The organism is Deltaproteobacteria bacterium, from assembly GCA_026129095.1.
Lineage (GTDB): Bacteria > JAGRBM01 > JAGRBM01 > JAGRBM01 > JAHCIT01 > JAHCIT01.
Genome location: JAHCIT010000005.1, coordinates 152,198 through 170,176 on the forward strand (window position 1 = coordinate 152,198; position 17,979 = coordinate 170,176).

The window sequence follows — 17,979 nt, forward strand, 5'->3', positions numbered from 1 at the left end:
TACCTCCCGTTTCACAGGGAATATGGAAGGCCGATATCGAAGAGTTCCTCCGATAGGAGCCATTTCTCTGAGACACCTCGTGACCTATACTCTGCTCCGTGAACAAATCGCCGCTGGATCATATTGAAGTCAATTACGCTACTGAACTGGGGCGTGCCTACTGTGGCAATGCGGAGCAGTTGCTTCGGTTGTTGCCCAAGGAGTCCGTAAACCTCGTATTTACATCTCCTCCGTATGCACTAGAGTTCAAAAAGGAATACGGTAACGTTGCAAAATCCGAATATGTTAGCTGGTTTCTAAAATTTGCTCGCCACATCCACACGGCACTTGCCAATGACGGCAGTTTTGTCCTGAATATCGGTGGCAGTTACCAAGCGGGTTCTCCAACCCGTTCCCTATACCATTTCAAGCTGCTTTTGGCTCTCTGCGAGGAGGTCGGTTTTCATCTCGCTCAGGAACTATTCTGGTATAACCCAGCAAAGTTACCAGCCCCTGCCGAGTGGGTGAACGTAAGACGAATCCGGGTCAAAGATTCAGTTGAATACTTGTGGTGGTTTTCCAAGGGATCTTTTCCCAAGGCTAATAACAAAAACGTCCTGAAGCCTTATTCGCCGGATATGGAACGTCTCATGGAGAGAGGATACAAGGCCAAGCTTCGGCCGTCCGGACATAACATCACAAACAAGTTCGACACGCGTCACGAAGGCTCTATCCCGTCTAACCTGCTGGAGCATGGGAACAACGACAGTAATGGGTTTTACCTGAAAGCCTGCCGCGAAGCCGGACTCAAGGTTCATCCGGCAAGATTTCCTCCTGCATTACCCAACTTTTTTATTAAACTGTTAACGAATCCTAGTGATCTGGTTCTGGATCCGTTTGCGGGCAGTAATACTACGGGTGCTGTAGCGGAAAAACTTGGCCGACGGTGGATCGCGTTCGAGCTGAATGAGGAATATCTGAAGGGCAGCCGTTTCAGGTTCGAACCCAATAAAACCGGGCAGCCGCCTAGGGAAGCTAGCCCGAAAAATTCAGCAGCCAGCAATAAATCCCAACTTTCATTTATGATTCGCGAAGAACCTCCCCCCTTGGCCAAATCTCCCAAAACACCAGCAAAAAGAATGGCGAAACATCATCGAACCGTGCGCTAAAGCCTGCCGCCGGACGAGTATGCGATCAGAATGTACAAGAACTATAGCGAATGGGGAGCAGCGATCTCGCTCCCCGCTCCTGCTGATCAGATTCCATACGGTTCGTCTGTAGTCGGGTTCATCCACCCGCAGCTGTATTTCAGGGCGCCGTGAGTTCCGCCGTGGCGGTTTCCTCCAGCGTGTCGAGATCGAACGCCGATACCCGCACCGTGCCGATCAGGTAGACATGGTCGCCGACAAACACCGACCGGCGGACCCGGTTCGGCATGCAGTAAAAGAGGGGGTCCTCGCACTCGCCCGCCTCGGCATCCTGGGCGAGGCTGCCCGCGTGCGAGAGGGTACCGCCATCAACCTCGACAAGCTCCAGTGTCGTCGAATACTCGTAGTCGTCAGAATCGAAACGGTACCGCTCCATCGGGATGGCCAGCAGCGAATGGGGCGGCCAGTACTGGAACGCCTTGTGCTCCCAGGTGGCCTCACTCCATCCGCCGCCCAGGAGCGCGCCGAGGTCCAGCGTGTCCGACTGGACCGGCGCGGCAAAGTCGCTGACATCGAACAATGCCACCTGCGTGGACCAGTCGAAGGTTTCCGTATCGACGGCGAAGCCGACCGTGAGCAGCCGGTCCCCCGCCAGCGGATGGATGTAAGTGGAAACACCCGGCACCTCGACATGCCCGGCGACTGACGGCGCAGCCGGATCTGCCAGATCGATCGCCCAGAGCGGATCGATGTTCCGGAACGTCACCAGGAACGCCTTGTCCTCCAGAAACCGCGCCGCCCAGATGCTTTCACCCCTGGCGATGCCGCCCAGATGCCCGGTCACTTCGAGCGAATCCCCGCCTTCCATCACATAGACATGATTGACCGGCTCCACGCGCCGGACTCCCCACCACCAGGGGAAGCCGCCGCTCGTCACGGCAATCCGCACACGGTTCTCCCGCTCCGAGAGCGCAAACGGGCCGTACAGGGTCCCCTCCACGCGGCCGCTTCCGGTATAGGCGGTATTAGCCCCGTCCAGATGGAAACGGTGCAGGTTGGTATGGCCGGGCAGTATCTCCTGATCCCAGAACCACCACGAGGCGAACGCCTCGTCGGCGACCAGCAGCGTGTCCCCGCTGGAATAGACATGACTCGCGCCCGTGGCGACCTGCAGGACCGGCGATTCCGCGAGATCGCCCGACAGGTCCAGCGTCCGGATCGTGGTGAAGCTGCGGGACCAGGAGTCCTCCGGGAGCGCGAAGTTCTGGCAGTTCTCCCCAGAAAGGCTCTCCAGATCGTACCCGCCGTCACCATCGCTCACGGCCGACTGCGGCGCGAAATCGGCCAGGCCCATGCGTGCAATGATCCGGTCGTTCTTCCCGATCGCCTCGATGACCGCGCTGCGGATAGCCGCCCATCTCTGGAGATCGCTGCCGCCGCCTTCCCAGAACCAGTCCGGAAGCTCCGGCCAGTAGTTGAGGGCGTCGGCCGCCTTGCCCCCGAAGGTGACCACCCGCACCACTCCATCCGTGAGCCGCGCCGCCCGGTAGTCGCCCTCCGTGTAGATTTCGTGCAGCACCGCCGGACCCGTCCGGTCGGTAACATCCAGAACGGCGATCTTGATGATGCTGTTCCACCAGTAGCCGGGCCCCGCGATGTCGATGGCCGGTTCCGCGCCGGGCGACCCAGGCGAACTGCCCCAGTCGCCAAGGCCAATGCCACCGGGCTGGGACCGGAGCGGATGGCCTTCAGGGAGATCCCACGGACTTACCGCCGAAACCACCACCGCCGTGTTCCCGTCCAGCAGGAGTTCCAGCGGCCAGCCCTCGACTGCCGTACGCGAACGGACGGCAAGGTCCCCCGGCTCCGGGATCTCCAGGATCACGATGTCCGTGGGGCCAAGGACATAGAGGTAGGTCCCGTCGGTCTTGACGATATCGCCCTCGTCAGCCGCCGCCTCCTGGTTGTTGGTACCCGAATAGGCCGGTCCGTCACTGCGGCCCGCGCCGCCGAGCGCCATGTCCACTTCCGCTCCGCCCAGTACCGGCACCGGAATGCCACCGCTCATGCTGCCACGAAGGGCCTGCTCGGCCTGGAGTAGCATCACACGCATCTCCTGGCTGAGTCCGCGGCGAAGCCGCTCCTCCAGTTCGCTGCACGATGCCGGGACCGTGAGCGCCGCACTCGTCATCACGCGAGGCTCCAGATCGACCGGCTCCAGGGCAAACCCGCCGCCTGACGAACAGGCGGCCAGCGCGCACATGATTGCAAAAAGAACGGGGAGCGGCGCTCCCGCTCCCCGTTTCTTCTGGCCGTGCATCATCAGTTCACTCCGCAACCGCTCCGGAAGCTTCGATTGCCGTGGCCAGCACGCTCTCGATATCCGAGCAGTCGCCCGTACCATTGGCGATCGTGAGCACATCACCCGACAGTTCCAGGTCCTCGCTGGCGACGCAGGCGGTGAGCGGCAGACCGGCAAACCAGTCCGTCACTTCCATGGCCAGCCTGAAATCGCCCGTGTGCGGCAGCGACACCGGCCCCGGCAGGACTACCGGCAGCGGATCGCTGATCCCAAGGGAGAAGAAAGTCCCGTCACCGGGATCGCCGAAGGAGCCGCTCGCCACGAGGGATTTCCCGTTGAGGGGCGAACCGGCATCGATCAGGCCGTCAGCCGGATCGCCCGGCTCCAGTTCAAACAGGACGCTGCCGAAAACGGTGAGCGGCAGCGGGACATCGGCCAGTGACGGCGTGATGCGGCCGGAACGCAGGTTGACCCGGAAGGGCCCGTTGATGCTCACCAGGCCGGCATCGCAGGTAACCAGCGGAGCGACCATGATCTCGCTGAACCGTCCGCACGTGACATCGGACGGGAGCTCCAGCACGATCCGCTTCAGGTAGGCCGCCGAGGCGTCGAACCGGAACGGCGCGCCGTCACTGTCCCGTGCGACCGGCACCCCGCCGTCTGTCTCATCCGAAACCAGCCGGAACGTCACGCGGGTATAGAGCCCATAGACGCCGCCGCCATCGATGACCGGATCGAAACCGACCGGCTCTATCCCGTTGCCGGTCCAGGTGCCATCGCAGGAGAGCGCCACCGCCAGCAGCGGCAGGGCGAGCAGGTGAAACAGGGAGCGGTTCAATCTCACGGCTTTTTTCCTCCTGTCACGGCGAAAAGCTGCATACCGAGCACATAGACCTCTCGGGGCTCGTCTCCGCGCGGGGCGTCTTCGATCCGGTTCAGCAGGTTCTTGCCGAACTCCTCGATTTCACGGCAGATAAGTTCGTACTGTTCCCGCGTCAACGCGATCGTCACCGAAGTCACGTTACGTTCTTCCCGCGGCAGGTTATCCATGCTGCTGGCCGCCAGGGTGAGCATCTCCCGGTGGTAGTTACGGGCCGCCAGGAGCTCGACCGGGGATTCGGCCGACAGTTTGGGCGAATCGAGTTCGAGTTTCCCGTCGCCGTTGCGCCTGACGAGCCCCAGATCCTCCAGGCGCGTGAGCGCCTTCTGTGCTTCGCTCCTGGTGACCGGGGGTTTCAGCCTTTTGGCGATCCACTCGGGGTCTTCACGGAAGTCAGGCAGCAGGAACATCTCGCGCACGGGGATATTGTGCCAGGCCGAATACACCTCGTACTGGCTGCGCTTCATCTTCGCCGCGCTGGTCACCGGGTGCGGGGACCGGCGAAGCTGCTGGTAATACCGGTTCCGTTCATCGTCGGTCCCGGCCTGGCTGAACATGACGAGCGCCTCGAAGGCGTCGCGCTCCCGGGCATCCAGTCCCAGTGCCTTGGAGAAGCGGCCAATCGAGTCGGCCGTGAGGTTCCGCTTGCCGTCGATCACCAGCTTCAGGAAGCTGGAGGTGTTGAACCCGGCCTTGCGGGCAAACTGGCGGTGCGAGAAGCCCGGCCCGCTCTCCTTGAGGAACTGGATCATGTCCCTCAGGTAGTCCCGGTAGTCATCGTAGGCGGCCGGACTGGGGCGCTCGGGCGTTGTTCTCTCGTCAGCCATGAAAGTCAGCTTAATGATCTACAAAAACTCCAGTAATGTAAAGAGGTTAGTGCCTCTAAATGTTTTCTTTCCGAGAACACTTTAAGTCACAGATGGTCAGGTTTCCTGCCATTCCCGTTGATGCCGGTGGACCAGTCGCCGGCCGAAGTGCCAGATTGGCCCCGGCCTGAAACTGCCAACCTGCGGTAACCATTGAGCTATGCCCATCGACATCTCCAGGCTTGATCTTGGCGGAGCCGCCGAAATCCCCGACGAACCGGACTACCTCGTCATCGGGGCGGGACCGGCCGGTTCCAGCGCCGCCGCCCGGCTCGCGCAAGCCGGGAAAACGGTTTACCTCGCCGATTACGCCCGGTTTCCCCGCGAAAAAGTGTGTGGCGACGGCCTTTCGCCCAACGCCGTCAGCTCCCTGATGGAGATCGGCATCGGCCCGGAACAGTTCGAGGGGCATTACACCCCCATCACCCACGTCCGGCTCGTGGCCCCTTCCGGCCGGGGTTTCGTGGCGGCCTATCCCGAAAACGGTCGGGCAAAAGTCCGCTCCGGTTATGTGGTCCCGCGCCGCGAACTGGACGCGCTGATCCTCGCCCATGCAGTCAGGAGCGGAGCCAGGTTCCGCACCGGCGTCCGCCTCCGGAAGGCCGAATGGGAAAACGGCCAGCCGGTGCTCACCGTGGACGACAACGGAACCATCCGCCGCCTGACCCCCCGGAACCTCATCGCCGCCGATGGCGAGTTCAGCCTCATCCGCCGGGGGCTCGTGCAGAAATCCCGCGAGGTCCAGTCCCTCGCAATCCGTGCCTACTACGAAGGCTGCACGGCCCCGGCGCACATGGAAATCCACTTCCCGGCGGAACTGAAACCCGGCTACGGCTGGATATTCCCCGAAACGGACGGACGGCTCAATGTGGGCGTCTATGTCTACCAGCACACGCTGGACAAAGGCCTCGACATCCACGAGGCGTTCCGGTTCTTCACCGGACAGTACGAGCCGGCACTCCGCTACCTGAAGGGCGGCCGCATCTGCGGCAATCCCCGGGGCTATCCGATCACCTTCTACGAACCTTCGCGGGAACCCGGCTGCCGGCGGGTGCTGCTCGCCGGAGACGCCGCCGGGGTGGCCGACAACCTGACCGGAGAGGGTATTTTCCAGGCGATCCGCACCGGCATTGATGCCGCCGGTGCCCTGCTCCACTCGCCGGAGACCGCCGTGGACGCCTATCAGGCGAAGCTCGCCGGGCAGTTTTCGGAAGCCCGGACGCGGGGGCGGTTCATCGGCTGGGTGCTGGAACACTTCGCGTGGTTCATCAACTTCCTGTTCCGCCGGTGCGAGGCAAACAGCTACGTGAAGGACCGCGTGTTCCGGGTGGTGAACGCCGATGCCCCGCTCTGGCACTTCTTTACTCCCTCCCTGTGGCTCCACATCTTCGCCGGGGGCAGCGACCGGAAACTGCCGGATACGGGAACCGGTGCCGGAAAACCCCGGTCCCTAACCTCCTGTAAACCCTGATAAACGGACCCTTTCCCGCGTTGACGCCCCCTTTGCCGCCGCTGCATACTGGTCCCCAGTAAACCTATGCGAAGCGTTTCCGGCAGGTTCCTTGACGGTATCCGGGCGGCTGTCCTTGCGGGCGTGCTGCTTGGAGCGGCAGCCTGCGTGAACGAGCAGCGCATACTTTCCGACACTGACGATCCCAACGCCCCGACCCGCGCCCCAACCATCACGACAGTGATAGCCCCGGCGGATCAGGGGCTCGCCCCGGCATCCTGCGGCAACCCGATCGAGCCATGGGGACCGGCCGGCGGCAACACCGAGATCATCGTCAGCGGCGACAACTTCCTCTCCGGGGCCTCGTTTTTCGTGGGCGGACAGCCCGCACAGGTGTCCGGAACCGTGCAGACGGGGCAGGCGCGTATCATCACGCCACCGGGACGGCCCGGTGCCGTTGATGTCATCGTGGTAAACCCCAACGGCACCCTGGGAAGAAAACCCGGCGCGTTCGTCTACTGCGCCGAGCCCGCCAGGGTTTGCCTGAACTTCCTGACGGGTTCCGGTTGCCCGATACCCGTCGATGACGACGAGGATGGCGTCTTCTGTCCCGTCGATTCGGTCACGGCATTATCCTGCCCCGTGGGGCCTGACGACCTGAATCCGAAGGTGGAAGTGGGCGGCATTTTCCCGGTGCGCGTGCGCGTCCGGAACCTGCCGGGCGGGGATGACCTCCGCGGCGTGGAGTTCTGCGCCGCCCCACCCTGCGATCTCGACAACTCGGATGACATCGATGTGGCGGTGACTGCCTCCGACGGCGCTTCCATCGCCCTGTTTGCCGGCCCGACGCCCACCTCGCGCGACCTGATGGTCGGCGAAACCGGCGTGTTCCGCTACGATTTTGCCGCGCTCACCCCGGGCTCCATCGGCCTCGGCGTAAGGATTTCCGGATACAACGACCGGCTGAACTCGATCCTGCTGTTCCCTGCCGGGGGACCGGTGCAGCATCCGGCCACCTTCCGGCTGACGCCGCTCCAGGCGATCGTGTCGGTCAACTCCGAGCGGGTGTCGGCGGGTGACCAGATCCGCGTCACCGTCAACATCGGAAACGCCGGCCCCCGGGCGCTTGCCCAGGTGGCGCCGAGTACTCCCACTTGCAACGGCGATGGCGATGCGACGCTGCGCTTTTCCAGCGTGCCCACGGAAGCGGAGGCCCTGCCGGTGCTGCCGCCGTTCGGCGTAACCGAATTCATCCTGATCTATGAGGCCCGCTGCGAGGGCTCGCTCTTGTTCTCCTCCATCGCCAGCGCCCTGGACATCGAACTGGCCGATCCGGTGGTCGAGGGCGTCGAGCGGACGAGCCCCCTCATCACCATCGAAGGTTCGCTCGAAAGCTGCGATCTGGAACCCGAACGGATCGACTGTCCGCGCTAGAAAACTCAGATCAGCACGACTGAACCGCCGGGCCGTATCTTCCAGTGCGAGGCGAACGATGCGCCCTGGGCCGCCAGTTCCCAGAACCCGTGACTCCCCACGAGAATCCCCTCGCCCCTGTCGGGCAGGTCCGAATAGGTCCTGACGATCGGGAGTGTCCGTATCCTGCCGCCGCTGGAAACTTTCACCGAGCCCTTCTCGAACGGGAACTCGTTCGGGCCGATCGGCAGGATGACGTTTCCGAACCGGTCGATGGCCGCCGGAACGACACGGATGCCGTTGCGGCTCCGCACCGGCTCGGCCAGTTCGACCCGCACCGGCGAGCCAAGCGCCGGACCGGCTGTTTCGGGCTTATCCCCGGCGGCCAGCCGCGCCGCCACACGGGCGAACACGTCACGACCGTGGAAGGTTGTGGAAACGGCCGCACCCAGTTTTTTCAGATCGATCTCCCGGGCCCCGCGGCCGAACCCCTTCAGCAACGAGAACACACCGTTGTCGGGCCCCACCAGCCACCCGTTGCGCCACGGGTGAATGAGTCCCCGCCGCCCGGAACCGACTCCGGGGTCAACGACCATCACGTGGATCGTCCCCTCCGGAAAGTACGGATAGGCCGACCGGGCGAAAAATGCCGCGTGCCGGATATCGTGTGCCGGCAGTTCGTGTCCCAGATCCATGATCCTCGCCAGCGGCGCGTGCTGGAGGATCACGCCCTTCATGGCGGCGACATAGCCGTCCTCGGTGCCGAAGTCGGTGGCGAGCGTAATCACCGGCGGCGGTGGAGTTCGTTTCTTCACGGGCGTCTCTCCTGTCCGGTTCAGAGGAACTTTTCCAGCGGGCAACCTTCACACCGAGGCGAGGGCCGGCAGTGCCGGTTCCCTACCGCCACCAGCGCGGCGTGGAACTCATTATAGACGCTGACGGAGGCCGGAATCCGCTCCATCGAGAACCGCCGCAGGGGTTCATAGGAAATATCCGGTTCCACGAGGTTGTGCCGGGCCAGGATGCGCCGCGTGTAGGCGTCCACCACGAAGGACGGCTGCCCGGCCGCATAGCAGAGGATCGAGTCGGCCGTCTCCGGACCGACGCCATGGACCTCCAGAAGCTCCGCCCGGAGCGCCTCCATCGGCTGGCCGAACATCGCCTCCAGCGAGCCGTGCCGGCTGACGACATGCCGCACCAGCGACTTCAGTCTCCGGGTCTTCACGTTGAAATAGCCCGCCGGCTTCAGCAGCCGGGCAAGCTGCCGGTCCGGCAGGCGGTCGATCGAGTGCAGGTCGAGCACCTTCGCGCCTTTCAGGTTTGCGATCGCTTTCTCGACATTCTTCCAGGCCGTGTTCTGCGTCAGCACGGCCCCGACGAGCACTTCGAAGGGCGACTCCCCCGGCCACCAGCCAAGCGGACCATAGTGCGCGGCAAGGTGCGTCCGCAGATCGTCCAGCGGAACCTTCCGCCGGGTGAGCGGGCCATGTGGATGGGCCTGGCGGGCCTTTGGCATGGCGCCAATCATAGCCGGTCCGGGGGAACTTTCCCCCGCGCCCGTCCGTCGTCTATGGCAGGTGGCGTGACTTCTGACGGAACATCTCCGGTATCCCGTCTGGACCTCGGCCGGGTTGTGACCGTGCTGGTGCGTCCCATGTACGCGGGAAATATCGGCCAGTGCGCGCGGGCCATGATGAACATGGGGCTCACCCGCCTGCGGCTGACCGACCCGCCCCGCGACTGGAAGGGACCACAGGCAAGGGCCATGGCCGTGGGCGCCTGGGATGTACTGAAGAAGGCGGAAGTCTATCCCAACCTGCCGGGAGCGCTCGCCGACGTGAGCTTCGCCGTGGCGCTCACCGCCTCCTACCGGCGGACGATCGACATCGTGCCGTTCGGTACAACCATCTCACGGCTTGCCGGGGCCTCGCAGACCGGGACGGCGGCGATCGTGTTCGGTCCCGAATCCCACGGACTCACCAACGAGGAAGTCGCCCGCTGCCACGTCGCCGCCGAGCTGCCCACGGGAACGGAGTTCCCTTCGATCAACCTGTCGCAGGCGGTGATGGTAACAGCCACGTTGCTCCAGCTTGCCGTCCATGAGCCCCGGCCGCCGGCCCGCGAGGCCGAACTGGCCACCGCCGCCGACCTGGAGGGATACCTCACCCATCTCCGCCGCGTACTCGACCAGGTGAACTTCCTGCCGTCCGACAACCCCGACAGCGTTTTCATCCGGCTTCGCCGCATCTATGCCCGAGCCGGCCTCGAAAAGGGCGAGATCAACCTGCTCCGTGGGATTCTCTCGAACGTCGAATACGGCCTGGGAACCCGGAAGCTGAAGAAGAAAGAGTAAGACTTTTTCCACACCCCCGTTTTGGCCTCCCCCTTGCTCTGGTCCGGTAGCTGCCACCCGATCCCGGGTGGACAAAAACGGATGCGGAGGATGCAACAGTGGAAACGCGCAGGCTTGGAAATCCCGGCCGGGGAAAACTTTTATCCATAATTTCAGCAGGTTGTCTGGGGGCAGTCGCCCTCCCGGCGGTGCTGTGGGCTGCCGAGGAAGCCCCCGCCATCGACAAGGCGGATACCGCCTGGATGCTCATTTCTTCAGCACTGGTGCTCTTTATGACGCCAGGGCTGGCCTTCTTTTACGGCGGGATGGTCCGCAAGAAGAACATTCTGTCGACGCTGATGAAGAGCTTTGTCGCCATGGGCGCACTGGCTGTCGTCTGGGCACTGGTGGGCTTTTCGCTCGCCTTCGGACCCGGAAACGCCTTCATCGGTGATCTTTCCTACCTGGGCCTGAACGGGGTGGGTGGAGCCCCCGGCCCGAATGCCGACAACATCCCGTTCCTCGTCTTCATGGTGTTCCAGGGGATGTTCTTCGTCATCACCCCGGCGCTCTTTTCGGGCTCGATCGTGGAGCGGGTACGGTTTTCGGCCTATCTGGTCATCATCGTCCTGTGGGCGCTCATCGTCTATGCCCCGCTCTGCCACATGGTCTGGGCACCGGGCGGATGGCTGCTGGAAGACGGCGCGATGGACTTTGCCGGTGGCACCGTCGTGCACATCAGTGCCGCCACGGCCGCGCTGGTACTGACGCTGGTTCTGGGCAGCCGCCGGGAGTATCCCAAGGAACCGATCATTCCTCACAACCTGCCCCTGTCGGTGCTGGGCACCGGCATGCTGTGGTTCGGATGGTTCGGCTTCAATGCCGGCAGCGCACTTGCCGCCAACGAAATCGCCGCCAATGCGTTTGTCACCACCAACCTGGGTGCGGCCGCCGCCTCCCTCGGGTGGACCTTCTGGGAATGGTTTCACCGGGGCAAGCCGACGACCCTGGGGTTCATATCGGGTGCCGTGGCCGGACTGGTCATCATCACCCCCGCCTGCGGCTTTGTCTCCCCGATGGGCGCCATCGTCATGGGGTTCTTCGGTGCCATTGTTTGCTACCAGGCCGTCGTGCTGCGTCAGAAACTCAAACTGGACGATTCCCTCGATGTTCTCGGGGTGCATGGTGCCGGTGGCGCGATTGGTGCATTACTGACCGGGGTGTTCGCGACGACAGCCGTGAACTCCGGCGGTCAGGACGGCCTGCTGTATGGCGGAGGGCTGGGCCCCCTGCTGAAGCAGCTGGTTGCCGTGGGCTTCACGATCGTATTCGTGGCCGCGCTGACCTTCGTGATCGCCAAGGCCGTGGACGCCCTGATCGGGCTCCGGGTCGACGACGAGTCGGAGCTGGAGGGCCTGGACCTCAGCCAGCACGACGAGGTGGGCTACAACTTCTGACCGGACCGGTGGAGTCCACCGGCCGGCCGGGCTAGAGTCACAGAGACGGGCGGCGCCGCGGGTGCGGCCACCCCCCGAAGGAGTGTCGGAACATGAAGAAGATCGAAGCCATCATCAAGCCGCATAAGCTGGACGACGTGAAGGACAAGCTCCGTGAAATCGGCGTCCAAGGCATGACCGTCACCGAGGTGAAGGGATTCGGCCGCCAGAAGGGGCACACGGAGATCTACCGCGGTGCCGAATACGTGGTGGAGTTCCTGCCCAAGACGAAGATCGAGATCATCGTGGACGACGGGATGGCCGACAAGGTGATTGACGCCATCCGCGGCGCGGCCAACACAGGCAAGGTGGGCGACGGCAAGATCTTCGTCTCGTCCATCAGCTCGGTTCTCCGGATCCGCACGGGCGAAACCGGCAGCGACGCGCTCTAAAGGCAGCAAACGGGAAGGCGGTCACAAACGGCCGCCCCGGCGTGAAACCCCGAGCCTTCCGGAAGTGAAGGCGCGGGGTTTTGTGTTTGAAACCTTCTGCCCCGGCCTATCCGCGGGCCCGACGCTGGTAAAAGAGATCCAGCCGGCGCTCCAGTTCGTGGGCAGTGCCCGATTGCCAGCGGACGTAGTCATCAAATCCGCTTTCAAGGGCGGCGCGGTCTTCCTCGTCGCCCAGGGTCAGCGCCACCACCGGCACATGGGAGGTCCGGGGCGAAGCCCGGAGACTCCGGATCAGTTTCTGGGCAGCCGGGCTCTGCGGATCGGTCAGTTCCATCACCACGACATCGGGATCGAGAACCGCCATCCAGACCCCGGGGCCTTCGGCCGGGTCGATCTCCGCCGCGTCGATAAGGCCCGTGTGGTGCCCGGCCTCACGGAGCGTCTGCTCCAGCGCCGACGCACGGCCGGGATTTTCGGCCAGCACGGCGGCGCGGGGACGTTCCACCGGGAGCGAGACCGTCACCCGGCAGCCGTCCTTCAGGTTCTCGATCCGGAGCGAGCCGCCATGCCGCTGGAGCCAGTAACTGGCCAGTGTGAGTCCCTGTGTCCGCACCGGTGGTGTTCCGTAGGCCGGCAGTTCATCCGCTCCCGCGCCGAACCGGCCGACCAGTTCCGGCGGGAACCCGGGCCCCGTGTGCATCACCTCGATTTCGTGGACCGGCTGCCCGCGGAACAGCTGGCGCGTCCAGACGGCCACTTCGCCGCCGGGGGGCGTGTGACCGAGCGCGCTTCCTACAAGCTGGGCGATCACCTGGCGGAGCCGGTGGAAGTCGTAACGGCCCACCAGCATTGTCTCGCCGTCGAACCGCATCCGGACACGCCGGACACGGGCCACCGGGCGGAATGAATCGACGATCTCGCGCACGAGCGATCCGACCACCACCGGCGAGCGGTGCAGGGGTTCCGCCGCGCCGTCGAGAGCCGCCACGTCGGCAAGCCGGTCCACCTCATCCAGCGCCCCCATCAGCGACCGTTCCGAAAGCTGGAGTGACGAATCGGCCCACCGGAAGGCGTCATTTCCTGCACCGGTTTCGGCTTCAGACGGCTGCGGTTCCAGCCCCCGCAGGATATCGCGTGCCGACTTCGACAGATGCCATGCGCTCGTAAGCTGTCCCCGGATCATGACCGAGCAGCTGTGGGCGAGCCGGTTCTTGAGAGCGACGAGATCGGTCAGCTTCGCGTTCGAATCGGCCAGCGCCACTGACTGCACCTGGAGGGCCTCCACCAGCGTTCCGGCGAGCATCACGCCGAGGCCGGTCCACACGGCCAGAATGAAAAGACTCGGCAGGTACACCCCCGGCGAGCGGTAGAAATGGTCCATCGGGACCGACGAGAGCGGCGCAACCGGAAGCCGGCCGGTAACCTCAAGGAATCCCGTCACGAAAACGGCCAGAACCGTTATCGCGCTCCAGAGCGCGGCACGCCTCAGGCCGAACAACGCCGCCGCCACGGTTGCGAGCACCGGCACCGCGACAAGACCCACCGTGCTCATGAGCCCCAGAAGATGCGACGTCCAGACAGTAATAAGGCACACCCACCCCATGAGGAGATGCGGAACCGGCGTCCCCAGGTGCACCGGACGGTCACGGAGCGACCAGGCGGCGAAAAGGATCGCGAGATTCCCCGCAAAGGAGATCATCAGCAGCTTCTGTATTTCCCAAACGGCGGACGGCTCGAACACGTTGGCCGCGCCCGGTGCCACGGGTGAAACCACGCCGATGAAAAGCCACAGGCCGGAAATGATGACCGCCAGCACCGCGACGACGAGCGATTTGTCCGCATCGCTCCGGGTAAGAAACCGGATCAGGAAGGTGGAGAGCCGGGCCAGTTCGATCTTCATGGGTGAGCCTCCCGCCGGTTCCGGCCAGCGGCTTCGGGTAGCCGCCGCTGAATGCACTTCATTTGGTTTACATTTTATCATATGAACGGCTGGCCGCACGCAAATTCATCGTAAATAAATCCAGAAAATTCAGCGTGTTAGACGCACCGGGCCAGCGCAGAGCGTCATGCGATCCATCAAGACAGCAGTCCGTCACAGAAAATCCCGCGTGAAACCGGTATGCTCGGCACCATGAGCCGCCAAATGCTTCCACTGGCCGGGGTTGCCGCCGCGCTGCTGCTGGCAGCGTTGTGGGCCCTGCTGCCCCGGGCCGGAAACCGGCAGGAAGGGACGCCCGGCGGCTCCGGGGCCGGGCATACTCCGCAGCCGGCGACCCCGGAACTGCACCGGACTGCAGCCACAACGCCAGGGCTTCTGCCGGGTACGGATTCAGCCGGGGAACCGGCGCACACGGCATCGGTCCTGCCCGCCCCAGTCATCCCGGCAGTTCCGGCCGCGGAAGAAGCCGCTCCGTCCCTGGAGCCGCAGCCGAAACGGAAAGGTCCGAAGGGGCCGAAGGCCGGCAAAAAAGAAGACCCGATGAACATGATCGTGATCCCGCCTCCGCCAGTAACCGGCAGCGCGCCGCCCGTTCACGGCACCCGCGAGCCCGACCACATCCAGGGTTCGGAAAGTTCCGATACGATCCACGGCGGCACAGGTGATGATCTGATCGAGGGTGGCCCCGGCGACGACTGGATCGACGGTGAAATCGGCGACGACATCATCTACGGCGGTCCCGGCAACGACACGCTGCAAGGCGGCGATGGCGACAACTACCTGGACGGCGGCCCCGGCGACGACTGGCTTTATGCCGAGCACGGCATCGACACCCTGCGCGGCGGCCCCGGCGCCGACATGCTCCGGGGCGGCGGCGACGCCGACGTATTTCTCTACGAGGCTGGCGATGCCGAGGGCGGCATGGACCGGATCGAGGACTTCAATCCGGCCGAGGGCGACGTGCTGGTCCTGACCGGCCTGCTCGCCTCGCTCGGATACAGGGGAGATGGCAGCGCGGCATCGCTCGCGCCGTTTCTCAGAATGAACGGGACCGTGCTGGAGATTTCCTCGAACGGCCGGGAGTTCCAGCCCCTCGTTGACCTGAAGCAGGCCTATACGCTTGAAGCACTTGTCACTGGCGGCAACCTGCGCGCCACCGCACCAGGCTCCCGCCCTTAAGGACCGTCCCGCTTCTCCCGCGCCACCAGGTACAGCTCGGCCGACTCCTGCCGGGTCGCCTTCGGCCGCGTCATCCTCACGTCGCGGAAGTGCCGCTTGGCCTCGGACACCAGTTCATGCGGTGTCGCACCAGGGAACACCTTGGCGCAGAAATGGCCGCCGGGCCTGAGAAACCTGAGCCCCGCCTGCATCAGGTCGAGCGTAAGCTGCTGGGATCTGGCGTAGTCGGCATGGTGGACGCCGGTGAGGTTCGGGGCCGCATCCGAAAACACGGCATCCACCGGACGCCCGGACAGCAACTCCGATACTTTTGCCGCGATCTCCGGCGAGGTGGCGTCGCCTTCCAGAATACGGATGTTCGGGGCCGCCACGCCCGGCATCGGCTTCAGGTCCACGGCAATCACCAGTCCCTGACGGCCCACCGTGCGCGAGAGGGTTTCGGTCCACCCGCCCGGGAACGCGCCGAAATCAAGCACGGCATCACCCGGCCGTGCGAGCCGGAACCGGTCGAGCAGTTCGTCCAGCTTGAAGGCCGCCCGCGAGCGGCGTCCTTCGGCCTTGGCCTTGCGGTAAAAGTGGTCCTTGCGCTGGTAGGCCACGGAACGGGGCTCCAGCCCCCTTGTGGAATGCCGGTTACTGGCCGTCGAACAGGGAAAAATCGCTGCCCCGCCCGGCGGCGCGATCACGGGCGTCGGCCTTCTGGTCTGCCGACAGATCCGTCGGGATCTCGATCGTCACGTCCTTGGGCACCCGGTCCGGATCCGGAATCCGGTCCTTGTTCATGTCGTAAATCGCCGGCCACAGGCGCGAATCGCCGAGCTGGTCACGGGCGATCTTGCCAAGCGTGTCATACCGCTGGGTCGTGTATGACCGCGTGCTGCCACGGTAGCTTTCCGAATAGGCCGCCTCGCGGCGGGCGGGCGGCTCTGGAGCACGGCGGGCCGAGTATTCCTCCACCGGCTTCGGGGCGGCCGCCACGGGAGCCGGCGGAGGCGGTGGAAGTTCCTCTTCGGGCTCCTGCGCCTCCAAGGCCGCCATCTCGGCCTTCAATGCTTCCTCGCGGATGCGGGCTTCTTCCTCGGCGCGGCGGCGGGCTTCTTCTTCCTCGGCCTTGCGGCGAATCGCCTCTTCCTCGGCACGACGGGCGGCGTTTTCCTCGAAAATCTTCTTGTTCCGCTGGGCGGTTTCCACCGCCTGCGCGGCGGCGGTGTTCGCCTGGAGCGCCCGCTGGCGGGCGATATCGTACTTGCCGGCCTGGCTCGCCTCGCGGGCATCCTTCAGCAGCCGCTCGGCGTTGGCCAGCTCCGGGCGGGCGAACTTGTGCGCATCGGCCTGCTGGGCCTCGCGGATCACATTCTCGGCCTGCTGCATCTCCTGTTCGGGCGGCTTGCCACACCCTGAGAGGGCGAGCGGAATCACGGCGGCGAGCACTAGGCCAAGGCGGTTGCGTATCATGCGTTTCGGTCCAGTCCTTCGGAAGCGGGGTACTTCCGGCTGCGGTCCCCCTTTGGAAAACGGGAAGCCGCGCCGGGGAACCCCGGAATTAAATAAGAAACCCGTGGGATTCTAGCAACTTAAGCGGGCAAGGCAAAACACCCGGAAAATACGGCCTAAACCCGCCGCTTTACCGCACCAGCACAAAGTCGATCCGGTTGTTGACCTGATGCGAGGCCGGGGTGTCCGGCGGGACGAGCGGCACCTCCCGGTCCCGCACCTTGACGGTGATCCGGTCGGCCCCGATACCCCATTCGGACACGTACCGGCGCAACGCGCCGCCGCGGCCCACGGCCAGAGCTTCGGGGCCCAGCGCCTCCGGCGGCTTCTGGCCCTTTCCCGCCGGCAGCGGCGGTTCCGGGAACACATGGACCTCGATCAGGAGCCCGATGTTCTTGAACTCGCGCATCTTGAGGATGATCGGGTTCAGGCTGTCCATGGCCGTGGTGTTTTCGAGCTGGTTCGGATCGCCCGGCCGGAACCGGACTCCCTGCGGAATCCCCCACGCCGTGACCAGCCCCACCTCCGGCCCCGAGGCGATCAGCATGTCCCATGATCCGGTGAACCTTTCGATCATGTCGTTATAGGCGGACTGCCAGATACCCCGCAGGTGCTTTTCAAGCGGCCCCTCCACCGGGCGTGAAACACGGGTGCGAAGGTCGAACTCGGCGAGCTTGCGGCGGCGCGAATCGTATACCCTGACCGGCGCCTGCAAGAGCAGCGTGGGCGGTTCGTTCTCGGTCTTGGGCGGTGGCACCCGGAGCGTCACGGCCCCGGCGAGAGTTTCGGGATAGGCGGATGTCTCGGGGTCGGACTCCAGGGGAACGATCCGGAATCCCCGCCGCCGGAGTTCCCGGACCAGCGCGCCTTTCAGGTCTTCGCCTGCGTTGATCCGGTAGCTGCTCTCCTCGAAACGCCAGTAGGCGGTGCGTATCTCCGAGGGAGTGTCAACATAAAGCCCCAGCGGCGAACCACCCGGCGGGACTTCCGGCTGCGCCGCCGCCCTGAGGATCACCTCCGGCCGGCCGGAAGAAGTGGGCGTGCAGCCCGCCGCGAGAAAAACCACACAGCAAATCAGCACGCGGACCGGATAGCGGTTCATGGCTCTC

General features: G+C 64.4%; 16 protein-coding genes. 7 read left to right on the forward strand and 9 right to left on the reverse strand.

Features of this window, described 5'->3' with window-relative positions; genetic code table 11:
• Positions 1–122: 122 nt before the first annotated feature.
• Positions 123–1,148 (forward strand): site-specific DNA-methyltransferase, encoded by a 1,026-nt coding sequence (locus tag KIT79_08880; GenBank protein ID MCW5829413.1) that lies wholly within the window; start codon positions 123–125, stop codon positions 1,146–1,148.
• Between the two features lie 139 nt (positions 1,149–1,287).
• Here the strand turns inward: KIT79_08880 and KIT79_08885 are convergent, their stop codons facing one another.
• The 3 genes from KIT79_08885 to KIT79_08895 are packed head-to-tail and all read right to left on the reverse strand — an operon-like array spanning position 1,288 to position 5,136.
• Positions 1,288–3,450 (reverse strand): beta-propeller domain-containing protein, encoded by a 2,163-nt coding sequence (locus tag KIT79_08885; protein ID MCW5829414.1) that lies wholly within the window; start codon positions 3,448–3,450, stop codon positions 1,288–1,290.
• 4 nt (positions 3,451–3,454) lie between these two features.
• Positions 3,455–4,273: a hypothetical protein gene (locus tag KIT79_08890; GenBank protein MCW5829415.1), complete on the reverse strand. Its 819-nt coding sequence runs from the start codon at positions 4,271–4,273 to the stop codon at positions 3,455–3,457.
• The gene (locus tag KIT79_08895; protein MCW5829416.1) at positions 4,270–5,136 is read right to left on the reverse strand and encodes a TIGR02147 family protein; all 867 of its coding nucleotides are present in this window, start codon (positions 5,134–5,136) and stop codon (positions 4,270–4,272) included. The genes KIT79_08890 and KIT79_08895 overlap by 4 nt, the downstream gene beginning before the upstream one ends.
• Before the next feature lie 199 nt (positions 5,137–5,335).
• Between KIT79_08895 and KIT79_08900 the strand changes: the two genes are divergently transcribed.
• Together KIT79_08900 and KIT79_08905 are read left to right on the forward strand one after the other, a co-directional pair.
• The gene (locus tag KIT79_08900) at positions 5,336–6,646 is read left to right on the forward strand and encodes a geranylgeranyl reductase family protein (GenBank protein MCW5829417.1); all 1,311 of its coding nucleotides are present in this window, start codon (positions 5,336–5,338) and stop codon (positions 6,644–6,646) included.
• Positions 6,647–6,712: 66 nt separating this feature from the next.
• Positions 6,713–8,059 (forward strand): IPT/TIG domain-containing protein, encoded by a 1,347-nt coding sequence (locus KIT79_08905; GenBank protein ID MCW5829418.1) that lies wholly within the window; start codon positions 6,713–6,715, stop codon positions 8,057–8,059.
• A 5-nt stretch (positions 8,060–8,064) separates the two neighbouring features.
• On the opposite strand, the gene KIT79_08910 is transcribed toward KIT79_08905, so the two are convergent.
• A complete protein-coding gene (locus KIT79_08910) occupies positions 8,065–8,853 on the reverse strand; it encodes an SAM-dependent chlorinase/fluorinase (protein ID MCW5829419.1) in 789 nt (262 codons plus the stop codon).
• Between the two features lie 20 nt (positions 8,854–8,873).
• A complete protein-coding gene (locus KIT79_08915; protein ID MCW5829420.1) occupies positions 8,874–9,554 on the reverse strand; it encodes an endonuclease III domain-containing protein in 681 nt (226 codons plus the stop codon).
• Positions 9,555–9,620: 66 nt separating this feature from the next.
• On the opposite strand from KIT79_08915, the gene KIT79_08920 reads away from it, so the two are divergent.
• From KIT79_08920 to KIT79_08930, 3 genes are all read left to right on the forward strand, one after another.
• Positions 9,621–10,391: an RNA methyltransferase gene (locus tag KIT79_08920; protein ID MCW5829421.1), complete on the forward strand. Its 771-nt coding sequence runs from the start codon at positions 9,621–9,623 to the stop codon at positions 10,389–10,391.
• Positions 10,392–10,609: 218 nt separating this feature from the next.
• A complete protein-coding gene (locus KIT79_08925) occupies positions 10,610–11,827 on the forward strand; it encodes an ammonium transporter (protein MCW5829422.1) in 1,218 nt (405 codons plus the stop codon).
• 92 nt (positions 11,828–11,919) lie between these two features.
• Positions 11,920–12,258, forward strand: coding sequence for a P-II family nitrogen regulator (locus KIT79_08930; GenBank protein MCW5829423.1), 339 nt, complete (start codon positions 11,920–11,922; stop codon positions 12,256–12,258).
• A gap of 106 nt (positions 12,259–12,364) precedes the next feature.
• Here the strand turns inward: KIT79_08930 and KIT79_08935 are convergent, their stop codons facing one another.
• The gene (locus KIT79_08935; GenBank protein MCW5829424.1) at positions 12,365–14,158 is read right to left on the reverse strand and encodes a hybrid sensor histidine kinase/response regulator; all 1,794 of its coding nucleotides are present in this window, start codon (positions 14,156–14,158) and stop codon (positions 12,365–12,367) included.
• Between the two features lie 231 nt (positions 14,159–14,389).
• Here KIT79_08935 and KIT79_08940 point away from each other — a divergent pair, with 231 nt between their 5' ends.
• A complete protein-coding gene (locus tag KIT79_08940; GenBank protein MCW5829425.1) occupies positions 14,390–15,376 on the forward strand; it encodes a type I secretion C-terminal target domain-containing protein in 987 nt (328 codons plus the stop codon).
• On the opposite strand, the gene KIT79_08945 is transcribed toward KIT79_08940, so the two are convergent.
• From KIT79_08945 to KIT79_08955, 3 genes are all read right to left on the reverse strand, one after another.
• Positions 15,373–15,975, reverse strand: coding sequence for an RlmE family RNA methyltransferase (locus tag KIT79_08945; GenBank protein ID MCW5829426.1), 603 nt, complete (start codon positions 15,973–15,975; stop codon positions 15,373–15,375). The two genes, KIT79_08940 and KIT79_08945, sit on opposite strands and share 4 nt — an antisense overlap.
• 34 nt (positions 15,976–16,009) lie before the next feature.
• Positions 16,010–16,831: a hypothetical protein gene (locus KIT79_08950; protein ID MCW5829427.1), complete on the reverse strand. Its 822-nt coding sequence runs from the start codon at positions 16,829–16,831 to the stop codon at positions 16,010–16,012.
• Between the two features lie 169 nt (positions 16,832–17,000).
• Positions 17,001–17,972, reverse strand: a complete 972-nt coding sequence (locus tag KIT79_08955) for a hypothetical protein (GenBank protein ID MCW5829428.1) — start codon at positions 17,970–17,972, stop codon at positions 17,001–17,003.
• Between the last annotated feature and the right edge of the window lie 7 nt (positions 17,973–17,979).

Excerpts from the sequence above, each read along its gene's own strand:
- KIT79_08895 (MCW5829416.1), bottom strand. The coding sequence starts at position 5,136 with ATGGCTGACGAGAGAACAACGCCCGAGCGCCCCAGTCCGGCCGCCTAC.
- KIT79_08900 (MCW5829417.1), top strand. The coding sequence starts at position 5,336 with ATGCCCATCGACATCTCCAGGCTTGATCTTGGCGGAGCCGCCGAAATC.
- KIT79_08940 (MCW5829425.1), top strand. The coding sequence starts at position 14,390 with ATGAGCCGCCAAATGCTTCCACTGGCCGGGGTTGCCGCCGCGCTGCTG.
- KIT79_08930 (MCW5829423.1), top strand. The coding sequence starts at position 11,920 with ATGAAGAAGATCGAAGCCATCATCAAGCCGCATAAGCTGGACGACGTG.
- KIT79_08955 (MCW5829428.1), bottom strand. The coding sequence starts at position 17,972 with ATGAACCGCTATCCGGTCCGCGTGCTGATTTGCTGTGTGGTTTTTCTC.
- KIT79_08905 (MCW5829418.1), top strand. The coding sequence starts at position 6,713 with ATGCGAAGCGTTTCCGGCAGGTTCCTTGACGGTATCCGGGCGGCTGTC.
- KIT79_08935 (MCW5829424.1), bottom strand. The coding sequence starts at position 14,158 with ATGAAGATCGAACTGGCCCGGCTCTCCACCTTCCTGATCCGGTTTCTT.
- KIT79_08950 (MCW5829427.1), bottom strand. The coding sequence starts at position 16,831 with ATGATACGCAACCGCCTTGGCCTAGTGCTCGCCGCCGTGATTCCGCTC.
- KIT79_08885 (MCW5829414.1), bottom strand. The coding sequence starts at position 3,450 with ATGATGCACGGCCAGAAGAAACGGGGAGCGGGAGCGCCGCTCCCCGTT.
- KIT79_08915 (MCW5829420.1), bottom strand. The coding sequence starts at position 9,554 with ATGCCAAAGGCCCGCCAGGCCCATCCACATGGCCCGCTCACCCGGCGG.